The 25243-nt window shown below is 61.4% G+C and carries 21 protein-coding genes and 4 pseudogenes; 9 read left to right on the top strand and 16 right to left on the bottom strand.

What is annotated here, in order from left to right; all coding sequences use genetic code 11:
- The first annotated feature begins 57 nt into the window (after positions 1-57).
- On the top strand, positions 58-567 hold the full coding sequence (locus IPI01_19075) for a hypothetical protein (protein ID MBK7259858.1): 510 nt from the start codon (positions 58-60) through the stop codon (positions 565-567).
- Between the two features lie 331 nt (positions 568-898).
- Here IPI01_19075 and IPI01_19070 read toward each other — a convergent pair whose 3' ends face one another.
- Positions 899-1189 carry a hypothetical protein gene (locus IPI01_19070; protein MBK7259857.1) on the bottom strand — a complete coding sequence of 97 codons (291 nt, stop codon included), beginning with the start codon at positions 1187-1189 and terminating at the stop codon, positions 899-901.
- Between the two features lie 78 nt (positions 1190-1267).
- Between IPI01_19070 and IPI01_19065 the strand changes: the two genes are divergently transcribed.
- The 6 genes from IPI01_19065 to IPI01_19040 all read left to right on the top strand — a co-directional run bounded on the left by IPI01_19065 (position 1268) and on the right by IPI01_19040 (position 8921).
- The gene (locus IPI01_19065; protein MBK7259856.1) at positions 1268-2449 is read left to right on the top strand and encodes an OmpA family protein; all 1182 of its coding nucleotides are present in this window, start codon (positions 1268-1270) and stop codon (positions 2447-2449) included.
- Positions 2446-2982 (top strand): GTP-binding protein, encoded by a 537-nt coding sequence (locus tag IPI01_19060; protein ID MBK7259855.1) that lies wholly within the window; start codon positions 2446-2448, stop codon positions 2980-2982. Before IPI01_19065 ends, IPI01_19060 begins: the two co-directional genes overlap by 4 nt.
- Positions 2966-4750 (top strand): sigma 54-interacting transcriptional regulator, encoded by a 1785-nt coding sequence (locus tag IPI01_19055; GenBank protein MBK7259854.1) that lies wholly within the window; start codon positions 2966-2968, stop codon positions 4748-4750. The genes IPI01_19060 and IPI01_19055 overlap by 17 nt, the downstream gene beginning before the upstream one ends.
- A gap of 345 nt (positions 4751-5095) precedes the next feature.
- Positions 5096-6616, top strand: a complete 1521-nt coding sequence (locus IPI01_19050; GenBank protein ID MBK7259853.1) for an OmpA family protein — start codon at positions 5096-5098, stop codon at positions 6614-6616.
- A 305-nt stretch (positions 6617-6921) separates the two neighbouring features.
- Positions 6922-8439, top strand: a complete 1518-nt coding sequence (locus IPI01_19045) for an OmpA family protein (protein ID MBK7259852.1) — start codon at positions 6922-6924, stop codon at positions 8437-8439.
- A gap of 86 nt (positions 8440-8525) precedes the next feature.
- Positions 8526-8921 (top strand): DUF937 domain-containing protein, encoded by a 396-nt coding sequence (locus IPI01_19040; GenBank protein MBK7259851.1) that lies wholly within the window; start codon positions 8526-8528, stop codon positions 8919-8921.
- Between the two features lie 97 nt (positions 8922-9018).
- Here the strand turns inward: IPI01_19040 and nrfA are convergent, their stop codons facing one another.
- From nrfA to IPI01_19025, 3 genes and pseudogenes are all read right to left on the bottom strand, one after another.
- Positions 9019-10500 carry an ammonia-forming cytochrome c nitrite reductase gene (nrfA, locus tag IPI01_19035; protein ID MBK7259850.1) on the bottom strand — a complete coding sequence of 494 codons (1482 nt, stop codon included), beginning with the start codon at positions 10498-10500 and terminating at the stop codon, positions 9019-9021.
- A 33-nt stretch (positions 10501-10533) separates the two neighbouring features.
- Complete coding sequence (nrfH, locus tag IPI01_19030; GenBank protein ID MBK7259849.1) at positions 10534-11148, bottom strand: cytochrome c nitrite reductase small subunit; 615 nt, start codon at positions 11146-11148, stop codon at positions 10534-10536.
- Positions 11149-11284: 136 nt separating this feature from the next.
- Positions 11285-12218 (bottom strand): annotated as a pseudogene (locus tag IPI01_19025) (NAD-dependent epimerase/dehydratase family protein).
- A 348-nt stretch (positions 12219-12566) separates the two neighbouring features.
- Here IPI01_19025 and IPI01_19020 point away from each other — a divergent pair.
- Complete coding sequence (locus IPI01_19020) at positions 12567-12998, top strand: DUF937 domain-containing protein (GenBank protein ID MBK7259848.1); 432 nt, start codon at positions 12567-12569, stop codon at positions 12996-12998.
- A 26-nt stretch (positions 12999-13024) separates the two neighbouring features.
- On the opposite strand, the gene IPI01_19015 is transcribed toward IPI01_19020, so the two are convergent.
- From IPI01_19015 to IPI01_18975, 9 genes and pseudogenes are all read right to left on the bottom strand, one after another.
- On the bottom strand, positions 13025-13636 hold the full coding sequence (locus tag IPI01_19015) for a GyrI-like domain-containing protein (GenBank protein MBK7259847.1): 612 nt from the start codon (positions 13634-13636) through the stop codon (positions 13025-13027).
- Positions 13521-14567 carry an AraC family transcriptional regulator gene (locus tag IPI01_19010; protein ID MBK7259846.1) on the bottom strand — a complete coding sequence of 349 codons (1047 nt, stop codon included), beginning with the start codon at positions 14565-14567 and terminating at the stop codon, positions 13521-13523. Before IPI01_19010 ends, IPI01_19015 begins: the two co-directional genes overlap by 116 nt.
- Positions 14568-14670: 103 nt before the next feature.
- Positions 14671-14973 (bottom strand): hypothetical protein, encoded by a 303-nt coding sequence (locus tag IPI01_19005; protein ID MBK7259845.1) that lies wholly within the window; start codon positions 14971-14973, stop codon positions 14671-14673.
- A gap of 174 nt (positions 14974-15147) precedes the next feature.
- Positions 15148-15381 (bottom strand): sensor histidine kinase, encoded by a 234-nt coding sequence (locus tag IPI01_19000; protein ID MBK7259844.1) that lies wholly within the window; start codon positions 15379-15381, stop codon positions 15148-15150.
- Complete coding sequence (locus IPI01_18995; protein ID MBK7259843.1) at positions 15353-15736, bottom strand: hypothetical protein; 384 nt, start codon at positions 15734-15736, stop codon at positions 15353-15355. Before IPI01_18995 ends, IPI01_19000 begins: the two co-directional genes overlap by 29 nt.
- A pseudogene (locus IPI01_18990) lies at positions 15711-16150 on the bottom strand (PAS domain-containing protein). The gene IPI01_18995 and the pseudogene IPI01_18990 overlap by 26 nt, the downstream one beginning before the upstream one ends.
- Entirely contained in the window at positions 16150-17382 is a 1233-nt protein-coding gene (locus IPI01_18985; protein MBK7259842.1) for a PAS domain S-box protein, read from the bottom strand. The pseudogene IPI01_18990 and the gene IPI01_18985 overlap by 1 nt, the downstream one beginning before the upstream one ends.
- 124 nt (positions 17383-17506) lie before the next feature.
- Positions 17507-17890, bottom strand: a pseudogene (locus IPI01_18980) (response regulator).
- 306 nt (positions 17891-18196) lie between these two features.
- Positions 18197-18880 (bottom strand): hypothetical protein, encoded by a 684-nt coding sequence (locus IPI01_18975; GenBank protein ID MBK7259841.1) that lies wholly within the window; start codon positions 18878-18880, stop codon positions 18197-18199.
- Between the two features lie 292 nt (positions 18881-19172).
- On the opposite strand from IPI01_18975, the gene IPI01_18970 reads away from it, so the two are divergent.
- Positions 19173-21815, top strand: a complete 2643-nt coding sequence (locus tag IPI01_18970) for a family 78 glycoside hydrolase catalytic domain (protein ID MBK7259840.1) — start codon at positions 19173-19175, stop codon at positions 21813-21815.
- 51 nt (positions 21816-21866) lie between these two features.
- Here IPI01_18970 and IPI01_18965 read toward each other — a convergent pair.
- The 3 genes and pseudogenes from IPI01_18965 to IPI01_18955 form a co-directional block, all read right to left on the bottom strand.
- Positions 21867-23401, bottom strand: a pseudogene (locus IPI01_18965) (YifB family Mg chelatase-like AAA ATPase).
- A gap of 243 nt (positions 23402-23644) precedes the next feature.
- Positions 23645-24376, bottom strand: coding sequence for a tRNA pseudouridine(38-40) synthase TruA (truA, locus tag IPI01_18960; GenBank protein ID MBK7259839.1), 732 nt, complete (start codon positions 24374-24376; stop codon positions 23645-23647).
- 93 nt (positions 24377-24469) lie between these two features.
- On the bottom strand, positions 24470-25216 hold the full coding sequence (locus IPI01_18955) for a hypothetical protein (protein ID MBK7259838.1): 747 nt from the start codon (positions 25214-25216) through the stop codon (positions 24470-24472).
- Between the last annotated feature and the right edge of the window lie 27 nt (positions 25217-25243).

The raw sequence follows: 25243 nt of genomic DNA, 5'->3' as shown, positions 1-25243 counted from the left end.
ATTCGCGAATTCCGCTTTCGCATCCAGACAAGTTTTCCGCCTGAAGGGAGAGGCATCATGGTAAAGCCGACGAACGACGAAGTGCAACGCAACCCGGATCATATTGACCAGATCCGCGACATCATCATGGGCCCGCAGAAGCGCGATATGGACCAGCGCCATGACCGGCTCGCGGCGGACCTGCGCAGGCACCAGGACGACACGACGACGCATCTCGACGAGATCCGTTCGCAGATCAATGCCGAGGTTGCACGGCTTTCCAAGACCATGCAGCAGAACCGGGCGGACCTCGAAGATGCGCTCGCGACAAAGGTGCGCGAATTAGCGTCGGTCCAGGAGGACCACCGCCAGGAACTGGCTGCGCTACGCACGAAATTCCAGAACGACCTCCGGACGACCCGCGAACAGTTAGCGGGCGAGCTCGAGCGGAACATCACGGCCCTGCGCGATACCACCGTGGCGCGTGAGCGACTCGCTGAACTGCTGCAGGAGGTGGCCCTGAAGCTGCGCAATGATGCTGTGCTCGAAGAGTTCAGCAATGCCATGCGTCCGGGCGAAGGGTCGTAAGGGTGCCCCCCCTTTCCACAGAATATGATCAACTCCGGGAGCTTCTCCTTGCCCCGGAAGCCCTGTCTCTCCGCGAACTCGCCGGCGATCTTGACGCTCTCAGGCGCCAGCTCCATGATCCCGCGGAACTTGCCCGGCTGATAGAACCCCTCCTCGCGGATGTGGCAGGACGCGAGGATGCCCCACTCCGGTTGGCACTCCTCAACGCGCTCGTGCCCGTCCTGGAGCGCGCGATCCGCGAGAACACACGGATCAGCGCCACGGCACTGGCAACGGCCCTTGCCCCCACCAGCACGCAGGCGATCGCACGTTACTATGCGGTCGAACCCGATCAGGCTTCCGCTGACCTTGCGCCGCTCGTGAGTTCAGCGATCAAGGAGACCGTACGCGGGGAACGCGATGCCATGATCGACGCTCTGTACCCGGTCATCGGCAGCACGATCTCAAAGTACGTCTCGGAGACCCTCGCTTCACTCGTCCGCCAGATGAACGAGCGGATCGAATCCCGGCTCAGTGTCCGCTCGCTGACGCGGAAGATCCGCGCACGCCTGACGGGCGTCTCCGAGGCCGAACTCCTTCTCCGCGAATCCGTTCCCGTGCATATCGATGCGGCATTTCTCATCCATGCCTCATCCGGACTCGTCATGGCACAGGCACAGGCCCCCAGATCCCCCTGCTCGATCCGGATCTGCTCTCGGGCATGCTCACCGCGATCCGAAGCCTGTTCAACGATTCCATGCAAACTCCGGGGCGGCCACAGGAGCTGGATCAGATCTCCTACGGCGAATCGACCCTTATCCTTGAAGTTGCGGGCTATTGCTATCTTGCGGCCGTCGTGCGTGGCGTCCCCGATGACGCGGTGCGTTCACGGCTCCGCACCACGCTCTCCGAGATCATCCAGCTCAAAGGATTCTCACCGGAATCGTTCTCCGGCGACACCGGGAGCATCCCCGTGCACGTCGTCGATCTGCTCCGGTCGATCGTGGAACATCCTCTGCCGGCAGGTACGGCATCACGACGGAAGGCCCCCACAGGAGTGCTGTGGATCGGTGCGATCATTCTCCTCGCTGCGCTCATCCCGGCCGGCATATGGATGTACCGGACCGGCCAGGACCGGGACCTGGAGGCCAGGCTGCGTGCAGCTCTTGGAGGGGCATTCCCGGGTACATCGAGGAACATTTCCCTGCGCGTGGAGCAGGGACACATCCACGTCCAGGGGAATGCCGAGAATGCCTACCGGCGTTCGGCGATCACGGAGTTCCTCAGCCGATACACCCAGGGCGGACCGATGACACATGAGATCGAGCTCCCACCTCCACCCCCCTTCCCGGAGCTGGCGGGCGCACAGGCGGAAGGGATCGCAGCAGCACTGAACCGGATCCCCGGAGTCCTCATCGAAGCCGTCTATCGCGACGGTGCCCTGACGCTCAGTGGCCAGGTCCCGGATGCACCCACCGCCCTGCGTGTCGTCGAAGCATACGCCTCGCTGCCCGGACTTCGTGAGATCACGAACCGGCTGCAGCCAGGCGCACCAGCGGTTGCGGACAGGGTCCTGTTCTCCCGGGCATCGGCGGAACTTACGCCGGAAGCAATGCAGACCATCGAGTCGTTGACGGCCCTGATGCAACGCGCGCCATGGATCCATGTCCGGATCACGGGCCACAGCGACAGTGCCGGCGATCCCGGGTCGAAGGAGAAGATCGCCCTGTCGCGAGCGCAGGCCGTAGCATCGGCATTGGTCGTCCGCGGCATCGCCGCCGGCCGCCTCGTGAGCACCGGTGCCGGCGCGGCACCGGCCGGTACTGAAGTGCAGTATGCGGACAGTCTGAACAGGTGCGTGGTGTTCACGCTCATTCCACCTTCTTCCGGCCCGACCCCATGATGCTCGCGAAGGTCTGCATCATAGGCGAAATGTCGGTCGGTAAGACCAGCCTCATCCGCAGGTTCGTGGACCGCTCGTTCGACGATGCCTATCTGACCACCGTGGGCGTCAAGATCAGCCGGAAGCACGTGCCACCCTGTGAGAACGCAGACGCACACCCCGACGGCATCCAGCTCGTGCTGTGGGACCTCGAGGGTGGAGAGTCATTCGGCGAGATCGCATCGGCATACCTGAAAGGTGCGCGGGGAGCCATCATTGTCGGCGATGTGACGCGCCCACAGACCATCGAAGCGCTGGACCGTCATGCGCGCCACTTCCTCCGTATCAATCCGAACGGCGTCATTCTCCTCGCACTGAACAAGTCCGATCTCGACCATGACCGGGACGTTCTCGTCCCCGCATCGCTCCGCGACCTGGACGCGGTGCTCCATACGTTCCATACGTCGGCACGCACCGGCGACGGGGTCGATGGTGCGTTCGTTGCACTCGCCCACCACTTCCTGACGGACACCGGTCATGGCATTGTCACCTGACCACCTGCTCACACGAGGGTCACCGGAGTTCGTGATGTTCGACACGCACTTCTGCATCCGGGAGATCTCGGCCCATGCAGCCGGCCTCGCGGCAGACCCCTCCTCTGTTGTGCCGGGGAGCGATGTGCGTGAAGGCTTCCCGGAGCTCGTGGGATCGGAAGAGGAGATCCTGCACATCGCACAGGGAGTGCGCCGGTCATGCACCGTGCGATCGATCGCGCGCCACAGTGCCGGGGCGGAGCCGCTGTACGTGGATGTGCGCATTCTTCCGGGCCCGGGCATCGGTGATCCCCTGCTGGTCCTGACCATTGAAGATGTGACCCCGTGGATGGTGGAGATCCAGCGGAAGGCACAGACGTCGAATGATGCGGTGCTTCTCATCCAGGCGATGACGGCATCCAAAGATTACATCGAGAACATCCTCGACGCGATGGCGGACATGCTGATCGTCACCTCGGCGGAGGGGACCATCAGTGCTGTGAACCGTGCCGCATCGGTGTTGACCGGATATGCCACGCCGGACCTGATCGGCAAGCCCATCACCTTCCTGCTGCCGGATGAACCGACGGTTCCCCCGGCATCGGGAGGGAACGGCATACCGGTGGAGCGGCACTGCCGCGCACAGAATGGCGTAATGATCCCCGTGAGCTTCACGCGGTCGCCGCTGGGGGCCGGCGAGCATGTCATTCACGGCGTGGTCTTCCTCGGGCGCGACCTTCGCGAACAGAAGCGTGCCGAAGAGCGCATTTCACGGCTCGAATCGGAGAACCACTCACTCCAGGAGGCGCTGCAAACGAACCTCCCCGGTGCCGCGATCGTATGGTCTTCACCTTCGATGAATGCGCTCATGCGTGATCTCGGGAAAGTGGCCGTCACGGACACGACCGTGCTGATCGCGGGAGAGACAGGAACAGGCAAGGAACTCATCGCACGGGAGATCCACCGCCTGAGCAGCCGGAAGGATGCGATGCTGGTCACGGTGAACTGTGCCGCGCTCCCTTCCGGACTCGTGGAGAGCGAATTGTTCGGCCATGAAAAGGGCGCGTTCACGGGAGCCCTCGCCAAACGTATCGGCCGCTTCGAGCTCGCCGATGGCGGAACGGTCTTCCTCGACGAGATCGGAGAACTCCCGCTCCCCGCACAGGCAACGCTGCTGCGCGTGCTGCAGGAGCAAACATTCGAACGGGTCGGCGGAACGGATGCGATCACCGTGAACGTCCGGGTGATCGCGGCAACGAATCGCAACCTGCTGGAGGAAGTGAAGAAAGGCACGTTCCGCGAGGACCTTCTCTTCCGCCTGAACGTCTTCCCGCTGAGGGTCCCACCGCTCCGGGAACGCACGGACGATGTTCCCCTGCTTGCTCGCCACTTCCTCAGTACGTTCTCGCGCCGCACGAACCGCACGATCACATCGATCGATCCCGACGCGGCCCGCGCGCTCAGTACGTACAGCTGGCCGGGCAATGTGCGCGAACTTGCGAATGTCGTCGAACGCGCTATGATCGTGTGTGAGGGCACGACGCTTGAGGCAAGTCACTTCGGACTCGTGGAAACGGTGCGGTCCCGCGAGGACAGGTCGGCGAGCTTTGACGAGGTCGCACGCCGCCATCTTTTGCAGACCCTCGAAGAGTGCGGAGGGGTCATTGAGGGGCCTGATGGGGCGGCGGCGAGGCTGGGATTGAAACCGGCCACCCTGCGGAGCCGGATGAAAAAATTGGGGATCTCCAGGGGAAGAGCCGGGTTCACTACAGGGCCACGGTCCGGCTGATCTTCTTCCTCCCACCACGAATCCACCGCTGTATATCGTGGACCCACGATATATCACGGCTGGTTTCTCTTGTTCCCAATGCTTTGGCGGAACTTCCCACCATACTAAAGCGTTATTCGGCAGGGGATTAGCACTCCTGTTCTCCACCCGCGTGACTCTGGCATGCCATTCGCAAGAGGGTGTATAACCTTCCCCGGTGATCCATGCTTCAACGACCGTTCCCCGCTGACGAATCCTGGCTTCGTGGGAACATGTACGGAACACCGATCGGCCCATGATGCGGTTGGCACCGGTCACCCGGTCCTCCATTCACACTACTTTCTCCACTATTGACGGAGTACATACATGAAAAAACTCGTCTACTCACTCCTGGTGCTGCTCGCGGCACATACCGCGATGGCGCAGGAGGTCCTCCCCCAGGCCCCCGGCAAGTTCAACCGCGTCGGCCGTACGGCCGTCGGTTTCCATGGTGGAGCGAACCTGTGGATGAACAACTTTGACAAGCGAGAGGTCACGGGCGGAGCAGACCTGTTCCTCCGTCACCACATCACCCGCGTCTTCTCTCTCGGTGTGATGGGCGAATATTCGAAGCTGAAGGCAAAGAACAGCACGATCGTCCCGACGGATGTTGCTCTGAGCCACTCCTTCATCAGGGCCGAAGGATGGAGCGCTGATGTCATGGGCTGGCTGCACTTCAGTCCCGGCAGCACGTTCTCCCCGTACCTGTATGCCGGCGTCGGCCAGTTCTGGTACGAGCGCACCGCCGAAGGCGAAGCCGGTGTGCCGAACAACGAGACCCAGCACACCATCCACATCCCGGTCGGCATCGGCGGCGAGTGGGCCTTCTCGAAGGCCGGCGCATTCAACTTCGAGCTCGGCGCGCGCATCATGGACAAGAAGACCGACTTCCTCACGGATGGCGGCAAGAAGCCCCCGCTCGGCATGGACTGGTATCCCACCGCGCGCGTTGGTGTTGCCCTGTACATCGGCAGCAGTGACGATGACGATAACGACGGGGACGGACTGACGAACGGTTACGAGAAGAGCATCGGTACGTCGATGGACAAAGCGGACACGGACGGTGACGGACTGAATGACTACGAAGAGATCGTGAAGTACAAGACCAAGCCGCTCGCCGCCGACACGGACGAGGACGGCCTGAAGGACGGGGACGAAGTGATCACGTATCGCACTTCCCCGATGGAGAAGGACACGGACCGTGACGGCCTGAGCGACGGCGAGGAAGTTGCGTCGCTGCGGACCGATCCGTTGAAGGCCGATACGGATGCCGATGGCCTGACCGACACCGAAGAAGCCCGCACGACGAAGACCGATCCGCTGAAGGCCGATACGGACGGCGACGGCCTCAATGATGCGGCCGAACTCCGCACGCACAAGACCAATCCGCTCAAGGCCGACACCGATGCCGGTACCGTGAACGACGGTGCGGAGATCACCCGCGCCTCCAACCCGCTCGACCCGGCAGACGATGTCCCGAAGGCGGCAGCGCCGACGGTGGAAGTCGGCAAGGCGATCGTGCTCGAAGGCATCGTCTTCCAGACATCGAAGGCGGTCATCGAAGGGCAGTCCGAAGCAACCTTGAATCAGGCATACGACGTGCTGGCCAACAATCCGGAGATCGCCGTGGAGATCCGCGGCTACACGGACAACGTCGGTAAGGCCGCCGCGAACCAGAAGCTGTCGCAGCGCCGTGCAGAAGCCGTGAAGGCTTGGCTCGTCGCAAAGGGCATCGCTGCCTCCCGCATCGGCGTCAAAGGCATGGGTGCCGAGAACCCGATCGAGGACAACGGTACGCCGGAAGGCCGCGCGAAGAACCGCCGCATCGAGTTCTTCCGCGTGAAGTAACCTCCGCACCACCGGGTGATCACGGTGGCGCAGGGTGATCCCGAACATGGTCGGGAGATGCATGCAACAAGGCCCGTCCCGTGAACGCGGGACGGGCCTTTCGCTTCCCCGCGAGACCTCCACAGCACATCATGGCTCCACGACATACCGTGGACAGGAGGCGGCGCGTGACAGGATGTGCGGTCACGATTCCTTGCGCAGAGGGTATCTGACAGGGGATTTGCAGTTGCTTTCCAGGATGGAGACGTTGGCACGGTCTTCGCAATAGCTCTCAACACACTTCTCAACCACGACGGAGCTTCTTCATGAAACGATTCGGATTCTCACTCCTTCTGCTCATCGCTACGCACGTTGCGATGTCGCAGGAAGCACTTCCGCCGCGCCCCGGCGATTTCAACCAGGTCGGCCGTACGGCGATCGGACTCCATGGTGCAGCGAACATGTGGATCAATGATCTCGATCAGCGCAAGATCTCGATCGGCGGCGATATCTTCATCCGCCACCACATCACCCGGCACTTCTCCCTCGGCGTCATGGGTGAGTATGTGACCCTGAGCTCGGAGAACGGAAAGATCAATGCGGCGGATCTCGTCCTGAAGCATTCAACGATCAAGGCAAGCGGACTCGCCGCGGACGTCATCGGGTGGGTGCACTTCTCCCCTGGCAGCACCTTCTCACCGTATGCCTATGCCGGCATCGGCGGGTTCTACTATGAGCGCACAGCGGAAGGCGACGCAGGAGTCCCGAACGACGGCACATTCCATTCCGTCCACGTCCCGATCGGGGTCGGTGCCGAGTTCGCGCTGTCGAAGACCGCCACCCTGTCGGCCGAGGTCGGGGCACGCATCCTGGACAACACCACAGAGTTCCTGCCCACGGGCAGCAACAACATGCTGGGAACGGATTGGTATCCGACCGCACGTGTCGGTCTCGCCTACTATCTCGGTTCGAGCGATGACGACGACAATGACGGCGACGGCCTGACCAACGGATACGAGAAACGCATCGGCACCTCGATCGACCTGGCCGACACCGATGGCGATGGGCTGAACGACTATGAAGAGGTCGTGAAGTACAAGACCGGTCCGACCACGGCCGATACGGATGGCGATGGCCTGAAGGACGGCGAGGAAGTGATCACGTATCGCACCTCCCCGGTGGAGAAGGACACAGACCGTGACGGCCTGAGCGACGGCGAGGAAGTTGCGTCGCTGCGCACCGATCCGTTGAAGGCTGACACGGATGGCGATGGGTTGAGCGATGCCGAAGAAGTCCGCACGACGAAGACCGATCCGCTGAAAGCCGATACTGATGGCGATGGCCTCAACGACGCTGCTGAGGTTCGCACGCACAAGACCAACCCGATGAAGGCTGACACGGATGGCGGCACGGTGAACGACGGCGCGGAAGTTGCCCGCGGCTCGAATCCGCTCGTTGCCGGTGACGATGTTCCGAAGCCGGTGGTCCCGACGGTGGAAGTCGGCAAGGCCATCGTGCTCGAGGGCATCGTCTTCCAGACGTCGAAGGCGGTCATTGAAGGACAATCCGAAGCGACCCTGAACCAGGCGTACGACGTGCTGGCCAACAATGCGGAGATCGCTGTCGAGATCCGCGGCTATACGGACAACGTCGGCAAGGCGGCCGCGAACAAGAAGCTGTCGCTGCGCCGTGCCGAAGCCGTGAAGGCGTGGCTCGTGGCCAAGGGCATTGCTGCCTCCCGTATCGGCGTGAAGGGCCTCGGTGCAGAGCACCCGATCGAAGACAACGGTACGCCGGAAGGCCGCGCGAAGAACCGCCGCATCGAGTTCTTCCGCGTGAAGTAAGATGTGCCGGTGGGGCGCCGCCCACATGGCGGCGTCCTCGCCGAACTCAATCAATACACACAGATATCTCTTTGGAAGGAACGACCATGGGTCTTCTCGATTCGATCACCAATCAGGTCCTCGGCGGCGGCAAATCCCAGGACGCTCTCATTAGCGCAGTCATGAAGGTCCTCAGCAGCCAGGAAGGCGGCATCGCAGGACTCGTACAGCAGTTCTCGGGTGCGGGATTGGGTGACATCATCAACTCGTGGGTCGGCACGGGTGCCAACATGCCCGTCACCCCCGCGCAGCTGCAGAAGGGTCTCGGCGCCAACGCCATCGGACAGATCGCCCAGCAGGCCGGACTGTCGAAGGACGATGTCGTGTCGCAGTTGTCGAAGGTCCTCCCCCAGGTCATCGACAAGCTGACGCCGAACGGTGCCTTGCCGCAGGGTGACCTCATGTCGCAAGGTATGTCTTTGCTGAAGGGCTTGATGAAATAGGACGTCGTCAGGTACCGTAAGCAACGAGGCCCGTCCCGCTCTGCGGGGCGGGCCTTCGTGTGTTCGGGCACTCTGCGCGGGGATCGTCCTCGTTCCCCTACCTCTCTCCGGTATACCCCGCTTCGCGTTCACGTGCCCGTGCGTCCCAGACGGGGAGGACGTTCTTCTCGAACGCGTCCTTTTCTGCCCGTGCCCCGGCGATATCCAGACCGATGTACCGTTGGGCCTTCTCCTTGGTCGCAACATCGGGAAGGGCAAAAGGTTCGAGCACTCCCCGGCGGGCAAGAATGCGCACGAGTTCTGCGTGAGCTTCCTGCGCCTTCTGGATGGAGGTCCCGAGTGCCCGCAACGCCTCCGCCGGCGAATGGAATCCCATACCGTTGGCGGCGGCCACCCAGTCCCACCGCCACTGGGCATGACGGATCAGCGTGAGGACGGGCTTCATCTCATCCTCCGTGGCGCCTTTCTTCCATGCATACTCGGCCTCCAGGTGCGACCGCACCAGCGCATCCTCGGCGAGCATCAGGAGTTCCCGGACACGGTCTTGCCGATCATTGACGTTGCGTGTGAGTTCCTCTTCCGACTCGCGGTGGCATACCTGGCAGGAGCCGGCGATATTTGCCAGTGGGCTCCGCATCCAGTGGTTGGAGAATTTCACGCCCCCTTCACTCTTGTACGGCATATGGCAATCGGCGCAGGAGATCCCGCGCTGCGCATGGATCCCCGTACGGAACAACTCGTAGTCCGGATGCTGGGCCTTCAGCACAGGAGTGCGGCTCAGGGCATGGATGAAATCCACATGGCCGATGGAGTCGTAGTATGCCTCCATCGCATCTGGCGAGAACCCTTTGTCCCATGGGAAGGTCAGATACTTCTCCGTCTTCCCCTTGAAGTAGTACTCGACATGGCACTGTGCGCACACGAGCGAACGCATTTCCTGGTGCGTCGCCTCCTCGATACTCTTTCCCTGCCGTTGGAATGCCTCGGCGAGGGCAGGCCGCGTGATCCGGAGATTCATGGTCTTCGGGTCGTGACAGTCCTGGCAGCCGATGTGGTTCACGATCTCCGGGCCAAGGTCTGCCCATGACGACTTATAAAACGCCGCGGCCCCCATCCTGCTCATGACGCGCGGAACATCGGTGCTCTTGCAGGTCCAACAGGTGGCCGGCTGAGGAACTCCGGTCCTGAGCGTCTTGCGGATGTCGTCGATGGCATAGTAGTGTCCCCGCGCCTGGTTGTAGTCGCGTGAGAACGCGTACCCGGCCCAGAGGATCACCGGCCGGGGGTCCTCGGCAAGGATATCACGCATCCGTGACCCTCCGTATTTGCTCGAGAACCCCGTGTCCCGCGTGGCGATGTAGGATTCATATTCGCGCGGATAGTTCTCGCCCCAGACGCTGTTCCTCGGTTCCCACTCGGGGATGGCGCGGACCGGCTGGAGTTGGATCCCCTGTTCAGCGCGGCGCTCGATGATCGAAGCACCGAACAGTCCCGCAAGGAACACGACGGCCACCGTGGCCGCGAACAACACCCAGCCCGTCCATGGCTTCATTCTGACCAAATCCCTGAGCGTCGACATATCTACCTCCATGAATGGATCAATGACATCATTTCATTTCCTCTCCTGCCCTGCGCCGCCTACAAGCCATGGCGGGACGACAGGCGACAATCGGGGCACCCGTGCGTACGGCGCGGAGGCGAGGCTGTTCACGGTGCCGTGGGGGGTCTCCCTGTGACAGCTCCAGCACAGCAAGCCCTGGCCATGACGGGAACCATCGAAGGTCACGGTACCGACTGCCACGCGGTCAAGGAGATGCTCGTGGCATCGGATGCAATTTTCCTGCACGACGGTCTTGCCTGCTTCACGTATCTGGATGACCTGGGGTTCGAGCCGGAATGTGAACACGTAGGCGTGCCTCATCCCATCCTGGGCCTTGAAGGCGTAGGTGCGGAAGACATTGTCGTGCGGCACGTGGCAGTCGACGCATGTGGCGAATCTCCCGTGACTGCTGTGCTGCCACGTTGCGTACTGGGGCGACATCACGTGGCAATTCACGCAGGTGACGGGATCGCTGGAGAGGTAGGACGTCGCGTTCGATGTATGGAGCACGAACAGCCCGATGCCGCACAGGACGCCGAGGGAAAGGATCACCGGAAGCTTCCACTGGGGCGGCGGAAGCAGCGCGCGGAGAACCGCGCGGGATCGGTCAACAAGGGACGGGTGCATGGGCCACCTCCGGGCAAAGGTTCACGCTGTCAATATCAGACATTTTTATCTGATATTCAAGTCCCCGGCCATGAGCGTGGACGTGGCCTCCGATGAGCGCGCACGCGAACGCTGTGGAATATCCCGGGGAGTGCTATCAGAGCTGATGCCCGAGGCGCCGCAGCGTTTCGCGCACTCCTTCTTCATTCGTCCTCGGCACATACCCGAACCGCTTGTTGAACTTCGACGAATCCACCACGTACTCGCGGTCATACTGGTACAGCATCTCCGCACTCTCTCTGAGGACAGGCATGAAGAGTCCGAGGGCCCGTACTCCCCACGCAGGGATGACCTGTAATGCTGGCTCGGCCTTGAGGTGTTCGGGCAAACAACGCCACCCATTGCTTGCCGGTCAGCACCCCGGAGTCCACAGGCAGGTTCCAGATCTGGTTGTAGGTATCATCCGAGATACCCAGGAGTGCCGTTCCGAGCGCAAGCTCAGGCGTATATCCCATCGTGTGCACGACGTTGGCATTGCAGAACCATTGGGCCTTTTTTCCGGCGGCCAGATTGCTGTACACCATGATCATCAGCGCACTGGTATGCTTCACCGGACCGTAGAAGTCGGGTGCCCGTGCAATGATCGCCCGCACGCGCCCCTTGTCAGCCGCATCAAGCAGCATCCGCTCGACCCCCGCACGGATCTCGCCTTTCCGGCTTGTCGGGCTGACGGGCGAATCCTCCGTGATCCTCCTGACGTTATCGCCGCCGATCGAATACACGTTGCTGAAGAAGACCAGTTTCGCACCGTACCGCGCGCTGGCATCGATCACATTCGTCATCAGGGCGGGCCATTGAACCTTCCAGACCGACGCCGCATACTGCAACCCGATCGTGAGATAGCACACCTCGCTCCCCTTCACTGCCCGGTCCACCTGCGCCGGATCCAGAAGGTCGGCCTGACAGAGTTCATCGGAGGGATTCACGGACTTCGGGTTACGGCTCACAAGCCGTACACTCTTCTTATGGTCCGCAAGGGCCCGGGCGAGTTCGGTGCCAATGGCTCCGCCAGAGCCGAGGATGGTATGCATGGGGTAACCTCTCAGGCAGTGATGATGACCTGGCCGCCCAGGGCGTGGATAACCAGGACCAACGAACGAGGTTCACAAAGATACGATGGAGGGTACGAATATCCAAACGGATCAGGAGAACCCACCGGCCCCGGGACGCCCTCTGCCTCTCGCGGCTCCACGGTATGTCGTGAGACACCCGTGAGCATCGCGGCCGCGACATGAGGCCACCCCGCAATCACCTTGAATCACAGGTGAAAAGAACGATCACGCTCGTCCGGACCGTGGCACGACTTTGGCAAGCGTATTCCTATCGCCCGATCGGACTTCGGACAGGTTGTTCGATTCAGAGGCGAGCAGACGAATACTATGATGGTTGAGGCCGCAACCGGCCATAAAGGGATCGCAATGGGTTTCCTCGACAGTCTCACGTGGCAGGTATTGGGTGGCGGCGCATCACAGGTCGCACTCTACAATGCCATCATGGACATGATCGGCAGGCACCCGGGTGGGCTGGCCGGTGTCGTAGCGCAGTTCAACGAAGCCGGGCTCGGCGAGCTCATGGGGTCGTGGATAGGCACCGGTGCCAATACGGCGACAAAGGAACAGATCCGGACGGGTCTCGGTGAAACAGCGGTGCAGGGCATCGCCATGCAGACGGGCCTGACCGATGACGCTGCGCTGACCCGCCTCGCAACACTTCTTCCGCGGTTGATCGACACGTTGACGCCGAACGGTGTTGTTCCGGCGATCGGCCCCGCTCCGAACCGGCTCACATTCCTTGCGGGGCTGGCGTTATAGACGGCGGTGCACCCGTAAATTCCAGGTCACACCACGGGTTGGCGGATGATCGTCTTCAATTTCTCCGGGGCGGTACGCCGCGGATCGCCGAAGTAGATCTCATGGTGCTTGCCGCGCAGGCGCAGTCCTTCATGGGCAATATGGTCGTGCAGCTGCGCGACCGTCGGACCTTCGGTGCTGAACGGGCCGACGTGAAGGATCTGAGCGCTCTTCCCTTCTTCGAAGGCCTCCAGCCGCTCCCGGCCAATCGACGCAAGGGGCTTCTTCTTCCGTAATTTCACCACAGCCTCGGCATGCAACGCCGGCGTGATGACCTCCGGCTGGAGGATCATCACCGTCCACTCCCAGAGGTCCTTGCGGTCGAGTGAGAACTGCGCCATATCCTTCGTCCACCACAACCCTTCGAGCCCCATCACGGGATAGTCATACGTCTTCTTGTCCAACTTCAACATGAACTTGAGCGTGTACGACAGCGAGAAAAGGAGTTCGCACGCCTCGCTGAACGCGGGCGACGTGTTCGGATCACCCTCCCCATCCACCATGAGAAAGGTGAATGCAGGGACATCGATGATGGATACAATCCCACGACGCTGGGTGTAGTAGGGCTTCACCTTCAACTTCAGATCTATCGTTCTCATCGTCCGCTCCCCCCAGGGTTTGAAGAGGCATGCAGATGTCCATCACGAAATGCCCCTCGGGGTCATCATCCGGAGTCGAATGGTAGATCTCGAAGCAGGGCGAATCGGACGGCTCGAACCCGCTCTGCGGAAGCCACCCCTCATAGAGTTCCTTGTACGCCCCCTGGATCTCCGCGGCCGTCCCATCGAAGGGTGCAACGGCATGCCTTCCGCCCGGCAGATCCATCACGCCGATGTCTCCTGGCGGGTCGAGGTCTGCAGGGATCGAGACACACGCATAGTAGCGACACTTGTTCACCGGTGTGATCTCCGGGTCGTCGAATGAAACACCTATCATCTCACCCCGATCAAGCAATCCGAGCGGTCCGGCCCAGGAACAGAGCCGATCCCACGCCCTACCGATCGCTTCCGTGCCGTACCCCTCGAGGTTGGCGACGTATGCAACGTGACGCAATGGTGCGTCTTTCACCGTGACATTCATAGGCCTCTCCTGTCTGATGTTGGCGACAGGAGCAAGATACGCATTGGCTTCGGCCGCGTCTTTGCCGTTCTTGCCATCGATTGTGCAGTTCTTGCGATTCGTCCGGAACGCACGCGGTGACGTACCGAACCGCTCGCGAAATGAGCGCGAGAACGCGGCCGGCGACGGGAACCCGCATGCAAGACCGATCTGGGTGATGGACCGTGACGGGCTCACCAGGAGCAGTGATGCTGCGCGTTCAATGCGCACACGCTTCACAAAGCTCAGGGGCGTTTCGCCGACGATCGATTGGAAGACACGATGAAAGTGGAACGGCGAGAAACAGGATTCGCGCGCGAGCACGCTGAGGGAAAGATCATCGGCGATGTGCTGCTCGACGTAGTGCAGCACCCGGTTGATGCGGGATCTGTATTCCGCGACGGATGGCGATGACATGGTGACGGGGGACATGGAGGATACGTTCATCCTGCCGTTCACGGGGCACCGGTGATCCGCGAACGGCAGGATACTGAAGGAATCTACGGGTTACCAGGAGGGAAAGCAACGCATGCAACTACTCCAGCAGCTGGAACACCTCCCGCCTCCCGGTCTGCCACATCTCGGTGTAATTGGACATCTCCTCGGCGACCTTCGGGTCCATGGTCGGGTTCATCTTCCCTGTCCGGTACTCCTCCATGTGCCGCTCGAACTCGGAAAGGTCCTTCACCGTCATTTCGAGCACGACGGTGTTGTACGGCCCTATCAGATCGGTCATGACCCGCGCCTGGGGTTCATTCCCGAAGACTTTGCTGAACAACCGGGCGAGCTTGGTCGCCTGACCGGGTTTTGCCGTGAACACATCCCGAACGATGAGCATCGGTGCTTCCCTCCCTGCTGATCCGTGTGGCCCCTGCTGCACCATCCCCGCCCCTCCGTCTTCCACCCCCCGGGGTTCCTCTCCGGGGCATCCGGTTGATGCGGGATCCCCGTTGTATCGAGAACACCGCTCGTGGGATTTTGATTCCCGCACACGCCGGGAGGCATCTCGTGGTCAACAGCTGAATGTCAGCACGCTTTCGTCCCCTCCACCGCTTTCCATGACGAACTTCCCTCCCAGTTGCTCGCTGAGGACGTTGACGAGGAAGAGTCCGAACCCTTCCGACGCGGGGCGATCGGCGACTCCGGGAAGGCCGATGCCATCGTCCGTCATGGTGAGCGTCACCAGGCCGACATCCCGCGTGATACGGATAAGGATCTCACCGCCATCGCGTCCCACGGAAGGCATATTTCAAGGCATTGGTCAGCAGTTCGGTGATGATGATCCTGAACGGGAAGAGCTGTTTTGAGCCGAGGTCGAAATCGTCGATCCGGGTGGCGATCCTGATCCTCTGATCATCGGGGAAGAGTGCGGCAGCCGCGCCGACGAGCCCTTCCACGAACGGCTTCACGGACGCAGCAACGTGGTCAGTGCTGTTGAGCAGTTTCTCATAGAGGACCCGCATCGTGCTGACGCGGGCGATCGCGTCCTGCAGGATGGCGATCGCAGCCGGATCGGTCACCGAGCGGGATTGCATCGTGAGCAGACTGGCGATCGAGGTGATGTTGTTCCTGATCCTATGATGGACCTCTTTGATCAGCAACGTTCTCGGCCAATTGCTGATCGATCCGCTTTTCCGCACGCTTGCGCGCCGTGATGTCCCGTGCCGACCCCACCACACCGATGAGGGTTCCTTCATCATTGAGCAGTGGTGCCTTGTGGACATCCAGATACAGGAAGATCCCCTTGACATTGCCGTATTCGTTGAATTGCATCTCCTTCATATTGTTCAGTGTGACCGTGTCGGAATCGGCGCAGAGCTCGCCAAAGGTATGCCAGGTGGGATCATCCTGGGATGGCTTGCCCGCTCACGCAGCGCAAAGAACATGTCGGTCTTGCCGATCGGTTCGGAGGTATCTTTCGCATTCAGAAGATGCTTGCAGACGGCGGTGTTGGCGAAGATGTATCGCTTGTCCAGGTCCTTTGCCCAGAGCATATCCGGCATCGTATCACTCATCAGCCGGAGGAGCGAGAAGAGGCTGTGGTGCTTCTCCTCGCTCTCGCGCAGGATCTTCCCGCGTCCTGCCGATCCAGAACGTTCACCAGCATCTCCGCATAGACATGCAGGAGCATCTGCTCGTCCCGGGAGTACGTATGAGGCGTCCGCACCGAATCAAAACCCACGAAGCCGATGCACGCGCCCCCCCTCATCAGCGGGATATTCAGGAGACTCTTGATGTCCTGTGACGCAAGGAGATCCCTCTGGCTGCCCGGCGGGAGGTCCGTGGCGAACGGCACATGCACGATCTCGCCACGGTCAAGGGCCTGCACCCAGGGATCGACCACGCTGAACGGCACCTGCTGCAGTATGCCGATCTGGGGGGTGATCCCCTCTCTGCACCATTCGAAGGTATTGTTGCCGGAATAGGCGGCACGATCGAATCCGAACACATAGGCGCGATCAGCGCCCACAAACTCCCCCAGCTTCGCAAGAGAACCCTGTATCGTGGCGCCGAGCGTGTGCAACGGCTGATTGATGAAACCTGTCGAAAGCTCGATCAGCAATTCACGGAGCCGGGTCTCGTGACGGAGACGCCCCTTTGCCAGCGTCTGCCCGGTAATGTCGCTGCCGTAGAATGACGCGCCGACGACCTGGCCATCGACAACGATCGGATTGACGGCCACCTCGATGTAGATCCCTGCGCCCCCGAATTCGACCTTATCTTCGAAGACGAAATGCTCGTTGTTGATCGCCCGTTCATAGCGTTGCCTCCAGGTCTCGCGCAACGGGGCAGGCAAGAGCTCGAGGATATTCACACCGACCCGGAGTTGCACACCGAATGTCTTGAGATATTCCCGGGCGAAGAGTTCATTGACGTACAGGATGTTGTACTCCCGGTCGATCGCCCAGATGCTGCCGAGCGAATTCTCGATGATCGCTTTCAAATATGCTTCGCGCTCCCGGAGGAGCTGGGCCGTCGCGCGGAGTTCCTGTTCGCGCTCCTTACGCCCCGTGACATCGCGCGCAACCGCGATGACGACCTTCTGGCCGAAGTAGGTCCCGGGAGAGAGCGTCACTTCTTTCGGGAATGCGGTACCATCGGCCCTTCGGCCCCAGAACTCGATCGTCTGTGGTTCGCCATGGAACGCCCGCGCATGGATGGCCGGGAGCTGGGCGAGGTCGTTCATGCCGGGCGCGGCAAGGAAGTCCGGTGTGCGACCGATGACCTGTGTGCTCGGGAATACCATAGAAGTCCATCGATCGTTCATTGATATCGAGGAACACGCCCCTCTCGTCCTGCACATAGATCGCTTCTGTCACGCTGTTGATCATCCCTTTGTAGGTCTCGTGGGAGAGCCGGACCGCACGATTTGCCTCGAAGAGCCGGAACGCCATACGGATCGACGCGTTGAGGACAACGTAGCTTGAGTCTTTGACGACATACCCGTAGGAGGTGATCCGTTCCACCTTCTCCACGACGACAGGTTCCGTATGCGAGGAAAGGAAGACGACCGGCAGGTCGTGGTCCTTCAGAATGCGGGCAGCAGCCTCTGTGCCATCGATCCCCGGTCCAAGGTCGATGTCCATGAGGACAAGATCGATACCGGAAGTTACCCGTACCATCTCGATCGCCTTCTCACCGGTGCCCGCGATCAGGACTCTGTAGCCATAGCCCTCAAGCGCCAACCGCTCGGCCTGTGCAATGAGGACTTCGTCCTCGACAAGGAGGAGGGTCTTCTGGGTGGGATCGGCCATGACGTGCTACTTCCTTGCTGGAGTTTCGATGTGCGTGGATCGATGGGATGTGGCCGGACAGACACAGCGGAGGGCATCGTCTCCAACAGATCGGAGTGATGGTTTGTGGGGTGCACATTCGCGACACACCCCGGACTCCGCGTGAGTAACCCCAACCGTTGCTGAAGATTCACAACAGATACAGGACGGGCATCTGCAACGCAATATACCCCGAGTGGTACGTTTTGTCAACGAAAAACGGATCGCCTGCGCCAGAACTCACTTCGTTGGTCCACCACCTCTTCCAGCGCGACGCCATCGGCCGCTCTAGCGGCCGGACCCTTCGAGTTCTTCGTAGATCGACAACAAGTTCTGATGTGCAGCACTGGTCTCGATGAGCCCGCGCCGCGGGCGGTCGAGGTCCAGGATGATGTACACGGTCATGACGGTCATCAGCGAATAGCTCAGGAGCACGACCCAGTCGATCTTCCTTGACTTGTTCGCATACCCCACGATGAAGCTGCCGGCAAAGCACAGCACGAAAAGCAAGGCGAGGATCGGATCGGGGACGTGTCCCCTGCGCGCATCCTCACGCCGTGCCTCCGCATCGATCACGGCATTGATCGCGGGAAGCATCTGGCTGGACCGCAGCGACTCCCCGCTCGAGCGTGCGGCCTCCGCCGCGCGGCGCCAGATCCTGCCCGCCATCGCGTCAGCCTGCTGACGCGCGGCTCTGATCAGGTCCTCATCCGTCTGCGCTTCGTAATAGGCAACCCTCGTCTCGATATACTCCTTGAAGTCTGCGCGGAACAACGCCCGCAATGAATCGGGGTACAGATCCGCCCGCCAGATCGCCGTTTCGATGGCATTGCTCTCGGTCACGAGCAGGTCCCGGTGACGTGCAAAATCCGTTGCCGACTGATTGACGGTGAATGCGAGGAGCAGCAGAAAACAGCCCCAGCAGCGCCCCTTCGAGTGGCCCCAGGCCGCCTGGTTCGAATGCAGGGTCATGCTTGATCCGGTAGTTGCGCACCTTGAGCCCGGCCATGTAGGCCAGGTTGATGCCGACGAACAACCCGACCGCCAGGACAACCGCAGGGATAGTGTACAGCATGGATCACGCCTTACAATTATTGACCGTTCAGGACAGGAGTAAAAAAGGTAGGTTCATCCACCCGCATTGTCAAGAGGCGCGCCGGGGCGCCGTTGTATCTCTCTCCCCCTTTCTCTACTTTCATGGAACGATCGTCCGGGATCCCCACCGGGCTGTTCCTCAGGCACTTCGCTGTTACTCAGGACCCATATGAAATCGATACACCGACGTGGTTCGCTTGCCGTCGCGCTGTGCTGTCTGGTCATGGCCGCCCCGGCCGGCGCGGCCACCGCGCCCTCTCCCCTTCGGGTCGCCAGACTCTCCTGCGACCACGCCGTCAACCCCATTGCCGTTGATCACCCGAAGCCGGTGCTCGGATGGGTCCTGAGATCGGAGCAGCGCGGCACGCGGCAGAGCGCATATCAGGTACTGGTCAGCCGGGACCAGAGTTCACTCCGGAGTGGTATCGGAGACCTCTGGGACAGCGGAAAAATGTCTTCGGAGAACTCCACGGATGTGATGTACGCGGGTCTGCCGCTCTCCTCAGGCACACGGTGCTTCTGGCAGGTCCGCGTGTGGGACGAGGCCGGCCGGCCGTCGGCATGGAGCGAACCGGGATGGTGGCAGGTGGGTTTGCTGGATCCATCGGACTGGCATGCCCGATGGATCTCGGCTGCGCCCGCGGAAACCGCAGCCGCACCTCTCTTCCGGCGCGAGTTCTCCCTGCCCGCAAGGGTCGTGCGCGCTACCGCGTATGTCTACGGCCTGGGATGGCATGAACTGTATCTGAACGGGCACAAGGTGGGCGATCAGGTGCTGGCCCCGCCCAACTCCCACTACGATCGCCTCAATTTCTACGATAGCCATGATGTAACTGCGGTCCTGAGGCAACACGGCAATGCTGTGGGCCTCATGCTCGGTGGTGGATACGATTCCTCCTATTCCAGGTGGGGCTGGAAATGGGAAGGCTCCAAACAGTTCATCGTCCAGATCTGCATCGATCTCGCGGATGGCTCGTACCAGGAGATCATCTCGGACGGGCAGTGGCGTTCCCATGAAAGCCCGATCACATCATGCGGCATCTACAGCGGTGAGACCTACGATGCCCGCAAGGACCCGGACGGCTGGACCACGTTTGGCTTCGATGACCGGTCGTGGACACCGGTCGTGGTGGCCATGCCACCGGGTGGACGCCTCGTCGCCAACACGCTCCCTCCCCTCCGCGTTATACGGACCATCACGCCTGTCAGCATCACCGAACCCCGGCCGGGCGTGTTCGTTGCCGACATGGGGCAGAATTTCGCCGGCTGGGTACGCATTCACATGCAGGGACAGCGGGGCGACACCGTGCGGTTGCACTACAGCGAACTGATCGATTCCACGGGCATGATCGACCCCTGGACCAATCGCATCGCACGAGCAACGGACATCTACGTCTTCAAGGGCGAGGGGACGGAAAGCTACGAACCACGGTTCACCTACCACGGCTTTCGGTATGTGGAGATCACCGGGCCACGCAACAAACCAACGGCTGCAATGGTCGAAGGCCGCGTGGTGCACGCCGACTTCGGCAACGAGGGCTCGTTCACGTGTTCGGACACGATGCTCAACCGGGTGGCGCAGAATTTCCGGTGGAGCATGGTGAGCAATTTCATGTCCTTCCCCACCGACTGTCCGATGCGGAACGAACGGACACCATGCTCCATGGATTCCCGCGTCTACGAAGACGCCGCGATGTATCTCTTCCCCATGTACCGCTACTACCGCACCTGGCTCAGGAACAGCCGGGGTGTGTATGGCAATCCGGATTGGGACGGAGATCAGGTGCTGCTGCCATGGCGTTTGTTCCGGTGCTATGGGGACACCGCCATCCTCCGTGAGAACTATGCCACGATGCGGGCATACGTGGATACCATCGCACGGCGCACTCCCGATCTGATCTATCGTGGAGGCTATGGCGACTTGTGCGCACCGAACAAGGGGACATGGGAATCGTATTTCAGCAACGTGGCTCCGGTGAACACTGCCGTGTTCTTCCAATGCGCGGATGCCGTGGCGAACGCTGCGTCGGTGCTGGGCGACACATCGGGTGCGGCAGCGTATCGTGCATTGGCCGAGGCGATCCGTCTCGCATACAACGCCGCGTTCTTCCATCCTGACCAGGACACCTATGGCAACGGTTCGCAGACCGAGGACATCCTCCCACTGGCGTTGCACATCGCGCCACCCGACCGCAGGGAGAAGATCGCAGATCATCTGGCGCGGACGATCGTCGTGGACAATGACGGCCATCTCGACACCGGCATCACCGGCACGGAGATCATCGGCGATGTCCTGTGCGATCACGGGTATGGCGATCTGGCGGTGCGGGTCTTCACGAATGACACCTACCCCGGGTTCGGTCATCAGGTCCGACTTGGCGCCACGACCACCTGGGAACAGTGGGATCCCGTGGGAGGAATGAACTCGCACAATCACGCCATGTTCAGCGGCGCATCGGCAACGTTGTACTCGCGCTTCGGCGGCATACAACCGGTGGGAGCCGGTTATCGCAGATTCATGGTGAAGCCAACCGTGACCGATCCGCTGTCGTGGGTGCGCGTCAGCATCGAAACTGTGAGGGGACGCATCCGGTCCGCATGGCACCGGCAGGGAACGGACTTCACACTTGAGGTGGAAGTCCCGGTCGGCGCAGAAGCGGAAGTGCACGTACCGGTTGACGCCTCAGCGACAGTCCTTGAGAGCGGTGTGCAAGCAGCGATGGCACCTGGTGTGAGGTATCTTGGCAGGCGCGATCAGACAGAGGTCTATGCTGTCGGCAGTGGCGTGTACAACTTCAGTTCCCGCCGGTAGTTCCGCGGTCCGGTCCATTCCGACACGTTGTGGGCTGCTCGCGGAGTTTGTTCATAGCAGCGTCCTGTCGAGCGATCTGTACTGTATCGCTTCGCCGATGTGTTCCGGCAGGATCGCTTCGCTGCACCCGAGGTCGGCGATGGTCCGAGCGACCTTCAGGATCCGGTCGTAAGCTCGGGCAGAGAGGCCGAGCTTTGTATCGCCAATTTCAGCAGTTCCTCGCCTGCGTCATCGATGCGGCAGAACTGCCGGATCTCCCTGGACTGCATATCAGCGTTCGCGAACAACCCGGAATGCCCATCGAAACGCCGTGCCTGCGCCTCGCGGGCCAGCGTCACTCGTTCGCGGACTCTCCCCGACGGCTCGCCACTCTCCCTGCTCGCGAGCTCCCGGTACTTCACCGCCGGCACTTCGATGTGCAGATCGATACGGTCCATCAGCGGGCCGGACACGCGCATCATGTACTTCTGCACGCTCCCGGCCTGGCACGCACACTCCTTGTTCGGGTCGCCGTAGTGGCCGCACGGACACGGATTCATCGCACAGACGAGCATGAAATTGGCCGGGTACGAGACCGACAGGCGCGTCCGGCTGATGGTCACCGCGCCATCCTCCAGAGGCTGCCGGAGCACCTCCAGGGCGTTCCGCGCGAACTCCGGGAGCTCATCAAGGAAGAGCACCCCGTGGTGGGCCAGCGAGATCTCACCGGGGCGTGGCACCATGCCCCCACCAACCAGAGCAGCATCCGAGATCGTATGATGCGGAGCACGGAAGGGCCTCGTACCAACGATCGCGGCTTCAGGAGGAAGGATCCCCGCCACAGAGTGGATCTTGGTGGTTTCCAGCGCTTCGTCAAAGGTCATAGGTGGGAGGATGCTCGGAAGCCGTTTGGCGAGCATGGTCTTCCCCGAACCCGGCGGGCCGATAAGTATAATATTATGAGCACCTGCAGCCGCCACTTCAAGTGCTCGTTTAACTGTTTCCTGTCCCTTCACGTCCGCGAAGTCGGCAAGATAACCCTGATCCTGTCCGAACAGGCTGTTGATGTCCAGGCTGAGCGGTGCAAGCCGGGCATGGTCTGCGTTCAGGAATTCCGCGATCTCCTTCAGGGAAGAAACCGGGTACACGGCAACACCTGAGACCATGGCTGCCTCTTTGCCGTTCTCCCGCGGCAGGAGCATGCCACGGATCCCCATGCGCCGGGTCTCCAGTGCGATCGGGAGCACGCCATGGACCGGCCGCAGGGTGCCATCCAGCGCCACCTCCCCGAGCATCACATAGTCCTGAAGGACGTTCGCCTCAACCTGTCCGGTCGCGGCGAGAATGCCGATGGCCATGGGCACGTCGAAGGCAGACCCTTCCTTGCGAATATCAGCCGGTGCGAGGTTCATGGTGATGCGCCGGAGGGGAAATTCAAAGCCGCTGTTCCGGATGGCTGCGCTGATCCGTTCCCGGCTTTCGCGTATGGCATTATCCGGCAGCCCGACGATGGCGAACCCGGGGAGGCCCTTTTCGAGGTGTGTCTCGACCTCTACAATGTAGGCCGAAACGCCATACGTGGAGCCGGAGAGGACCTTGGAGAGCATGCGGATCCATGAGATGTGGATGACGGGGAGGACGCAGACGCGGGGGCGTCGCAGTCCGGGGCGTGTGACAACACGACGGCTCGGTTTTCCGAGGCGGGGGCGGTGCAAGGCAGGGGCCGCCACAAACTGGTCTCAAGGTCAACGTAGGGGCGGTGCGGGCGGTGCAGGGCAGACGTCAGTGTAGGCGGTGCATGCACCGCCCCTACGTAAGCATGACAGGGTCCAGGTTTCAACGGTGGACGGTCAGGGGTACACTACCCTCTCCAACACCAGTCCGTGCGCCGGAGCCGTCGTCCCGCCTGCTTTCCGGTCGCGCTTGTCCATGATCTTCTGGAACGCGTCAGGCGGGAAATACCCGCGCGCGATGTCCACCATGGTGCCAACAAGCGTCCGCACCATGCCGTGCACGAACCGGTCGGCCGCTACATGATACACCATGCCACCGGGGCGCTCTTCCCATTCGGAACGGACGATGGCACACACGCGGTTCTCCACCTCTGCCTCGTTCTTGCAGAACGAGGTGAAGTCATGCGTCCCGATCGGGGCTGTCGCGGCAACGCGGAGAAGTTCTTTGCTGAGCGGATACTTGACGAACCAGGCGGTCCGCCGCTCAAGGGCTGTGGGAGAGAATCGGATCGTGTAGCTGTACTCGCGCCGGATGGCATCGAACCGTGCGTGGAAGGAATCGGCGACATCGTCAACGGCGTGCACGCAGACATCTTCGGGAAGGAGGCCATTGAGTGCCGCGCGGATCTTCTCGCACGTCAGCACCGTGACCGTCCGAAAGCTCGCCACCTGGCCGCGCGCATGCACCCCGGCATCCGTGCGCCCCGCACCGGTGATCCGGATCTCTTCACCCGTGATCTGCCGCAGTGCCCGGTCGACCTCGTCCTGCACTGCCCGTCCGTTCTGCTGGCTCTGCCAGCCAACGAAGTCGGTCCCGTCGTATTCGAGTACGAGTTTTAACGTGCGCATTGTGGTGATTCCAGGATGCCAGGATCTGCAGGAGTGGTCTACTGCAGAGGTGCCCGCGTGCGGGACACCTCTGCAACCGCGATCCCGGTACCCTTAGAATGAATGTGCGATGGTGACAGCAACGCCATGCGGACGGAGGGCATCGCCCATCACCCGCGACGACAGATGCAGCTCTCCCAACGCATCGTCCTGAGCCCTGTTGTGCGCGATGGCGCACCGGGCGGCATTGATCGCACTGACGATGTGGTTCACCAGGATCGCGATGCCGACGAACTTGCGGTTGTTGTACATGTTCTCGCTCGCGATGCGCTGGTCCTTGTACGACAGGCGCGACGCGTCGGCATCCCACCGCCAGCTATAGCCCGCGGCCGGGTCATAGACCCGCTCCAATTCCCTGTCGCGCAGACGCTTCTCATTGTATTCCTCAACCGTCATGAAGTTGCCGAGGTCCACAAAAAAGTCGTCATCCTTTCCGCCAACATCCACACCCGCATGGGCGACGGCATACGATCGGGCATCATCGCGCAGGCCGTTGCCGTGGATCTCCACGGCGGCGTAGCCGAGCCAGAGCACCCCTTCGGCGATGAGAAAGTACTTGCCGCTGGAGAAGCCTTCCGCATACAACTCACCCATGCCCGGCAGCAACAGCGAATAGATCGCCGCAAGGCCGACGGACTTCTTCGAAGGAGCGGCCGCTTGATCCTGAAGCATGGGGGTATGGGGAACCGCGGAGAGAAGGTCCAACCGCGCTTCATAGCGTGTCAGACTCTCCGGCTCACCGGCAACAAGGGGAACAACGAGGAACAGGCCAGCAACGAACGCCCAGCACATGCGCACCATCTTCAGGCTCCTTTGTTTATGAAACCA

The organism is Ignavibacteriota bacterium (genome assembly GCA_016707525.1).
Lineage (GTDB): Bacteria > Bacteroidota > Ignavibacteria > UBA10030 > UBA6906 > JAGDMK01.
Note: the sequence above shows the minus strand (reverse complement) of the source record. Positions and strands in the feature narration are given on the sequence as shown.

Coding starts and splice junctions, on each gene's coding strand:
- nrfA (MBK7259850.1), bottom strand. CDS start 10,500: ATGTCGACGCTCAGGGATTTGGTCAGAATGAAGCCATGGACGGGCTGG.
- IPI01_19045 (MBK7259852.1), top strand. CDS start 6,922: ATGAAACGATTCGGATTCTCACTCCTTCTGCTCATCGCTACGCACGTT.
- IPI01_19000 (MBK7259844.1), bottom strand. CDS start 15,381: ATGCCTTCCGTGGGACGCGATGGCGGTGAGATCCTTATCCGTATCACG.
- IPI01_19040 (MBK7259851.1), top strand. CDS start 8,526: ATGGGTCTTCTCGATTCGATCACCAATCAGGTCCTCGGCGGCGGCAAA.
- IPI01_19070 (MBK7259857.1), bottom strand. CDS start 1,189: ATGAGAAATGCCGCATCGATATGCACGGGAACGGATTCGCGGAGAAGG.
- IPI01_19005 (MBK7259845.1), bottom strand. CDS start 14,973: ATGCTCATCGTTCGGGATGTGTTCACGGCAAAACCCGGTCAGGCGACC.
- IPI01_19060 (MBK7259855.1), top strand. CDS start 2,446: ATGATGCTCGCGAAGGTCTGCATCATAGGCGAAATGTCGGTCGGTAAG.
- IPI01_19050 (MBK7259853.1), top strand. CDS start 5,096: ATGAAAAAACTCGTCTACTCACTCCTGGTGCTGCTCGCGGCACATACC.
- nrfH (MBK7259849.1), bottom strand. CDS start 11,148: ATGCACCCGTCCCTTGTTGACCGATCCCGCGCGGTTCTCCGCGCGCTG.
- IPI01_19015 (MBK7259847.1), bottom strand. CDS start 13,636: ATGAGAACGATAGATCTGAAGTTGAAGGTGAAGCCCTACTACACCCAG.
- IPI01_18955 (MBK7259838.1), bottom strand. CDS start 25,216: ATGGTGCGCATGTGCTGGGCGTTCGTTGCTGGCCTGTTCCTCGTTGTT.
- IPI01_18985 (MBK7259842.1), bottom strand. CDS start 17,382: ATGGTATTCCCGAGCACACAGGTCATCGGTCGCACACCGGACTTCCTT.
- IPI01_18970 (MBK7259840.1), top strand. CDS start 19,173: ATGAAATCGATACACCGACGTGGTTCGCTTGCCGTCGCGCTGTGCTGT.
- truA (MBK7259839.1), bottom strand. CDS start 24,376: ATGCGCACGTTAAAACTCGTACTCGAATACGACGGGACCGACTTCGTT.
- IPI01_19010 (MBK7259846.1), bottom strand. CDS start 14,567: ATGTCCCCCGTCACCATGTCATCGCCATCCGTCGCGGAATACAGATCC.
- IPI01_18975 (MBK7259841.1), bottom strand. CDS start 18,880: ATGACCCTGCATTCGAACCAGGCGGCCTGGGGCCACTCGAAGGGGCGC.
- IPI01_19065 (MBK7259856.1), top strand. CDS start 1,268: ATGCTCACCGCGATCCGAAGCCTGTTCAACGATTCCATGCAAACTCCG.
- IPI01_19055 (MBK7259854.1), top strand. CDS start 2,966: ATGGCATTGTCACCTGACCACCTGCTCACACGAGGGTCACCGGAGTTC.
- IPI01_19020 (MBK7259848.1), top strand. CDS start 12,567: ATGATGGTTGAGGCCGCAACCGGCCATAAAGGGATCGCAATGGGTTTC.
- IPI01_19075 (MBK7259858.1), top strand. CDS start 58: ATGGTAAAGCCGACGAACGACGAAGTGCAACGCAACCCGGATCATATT.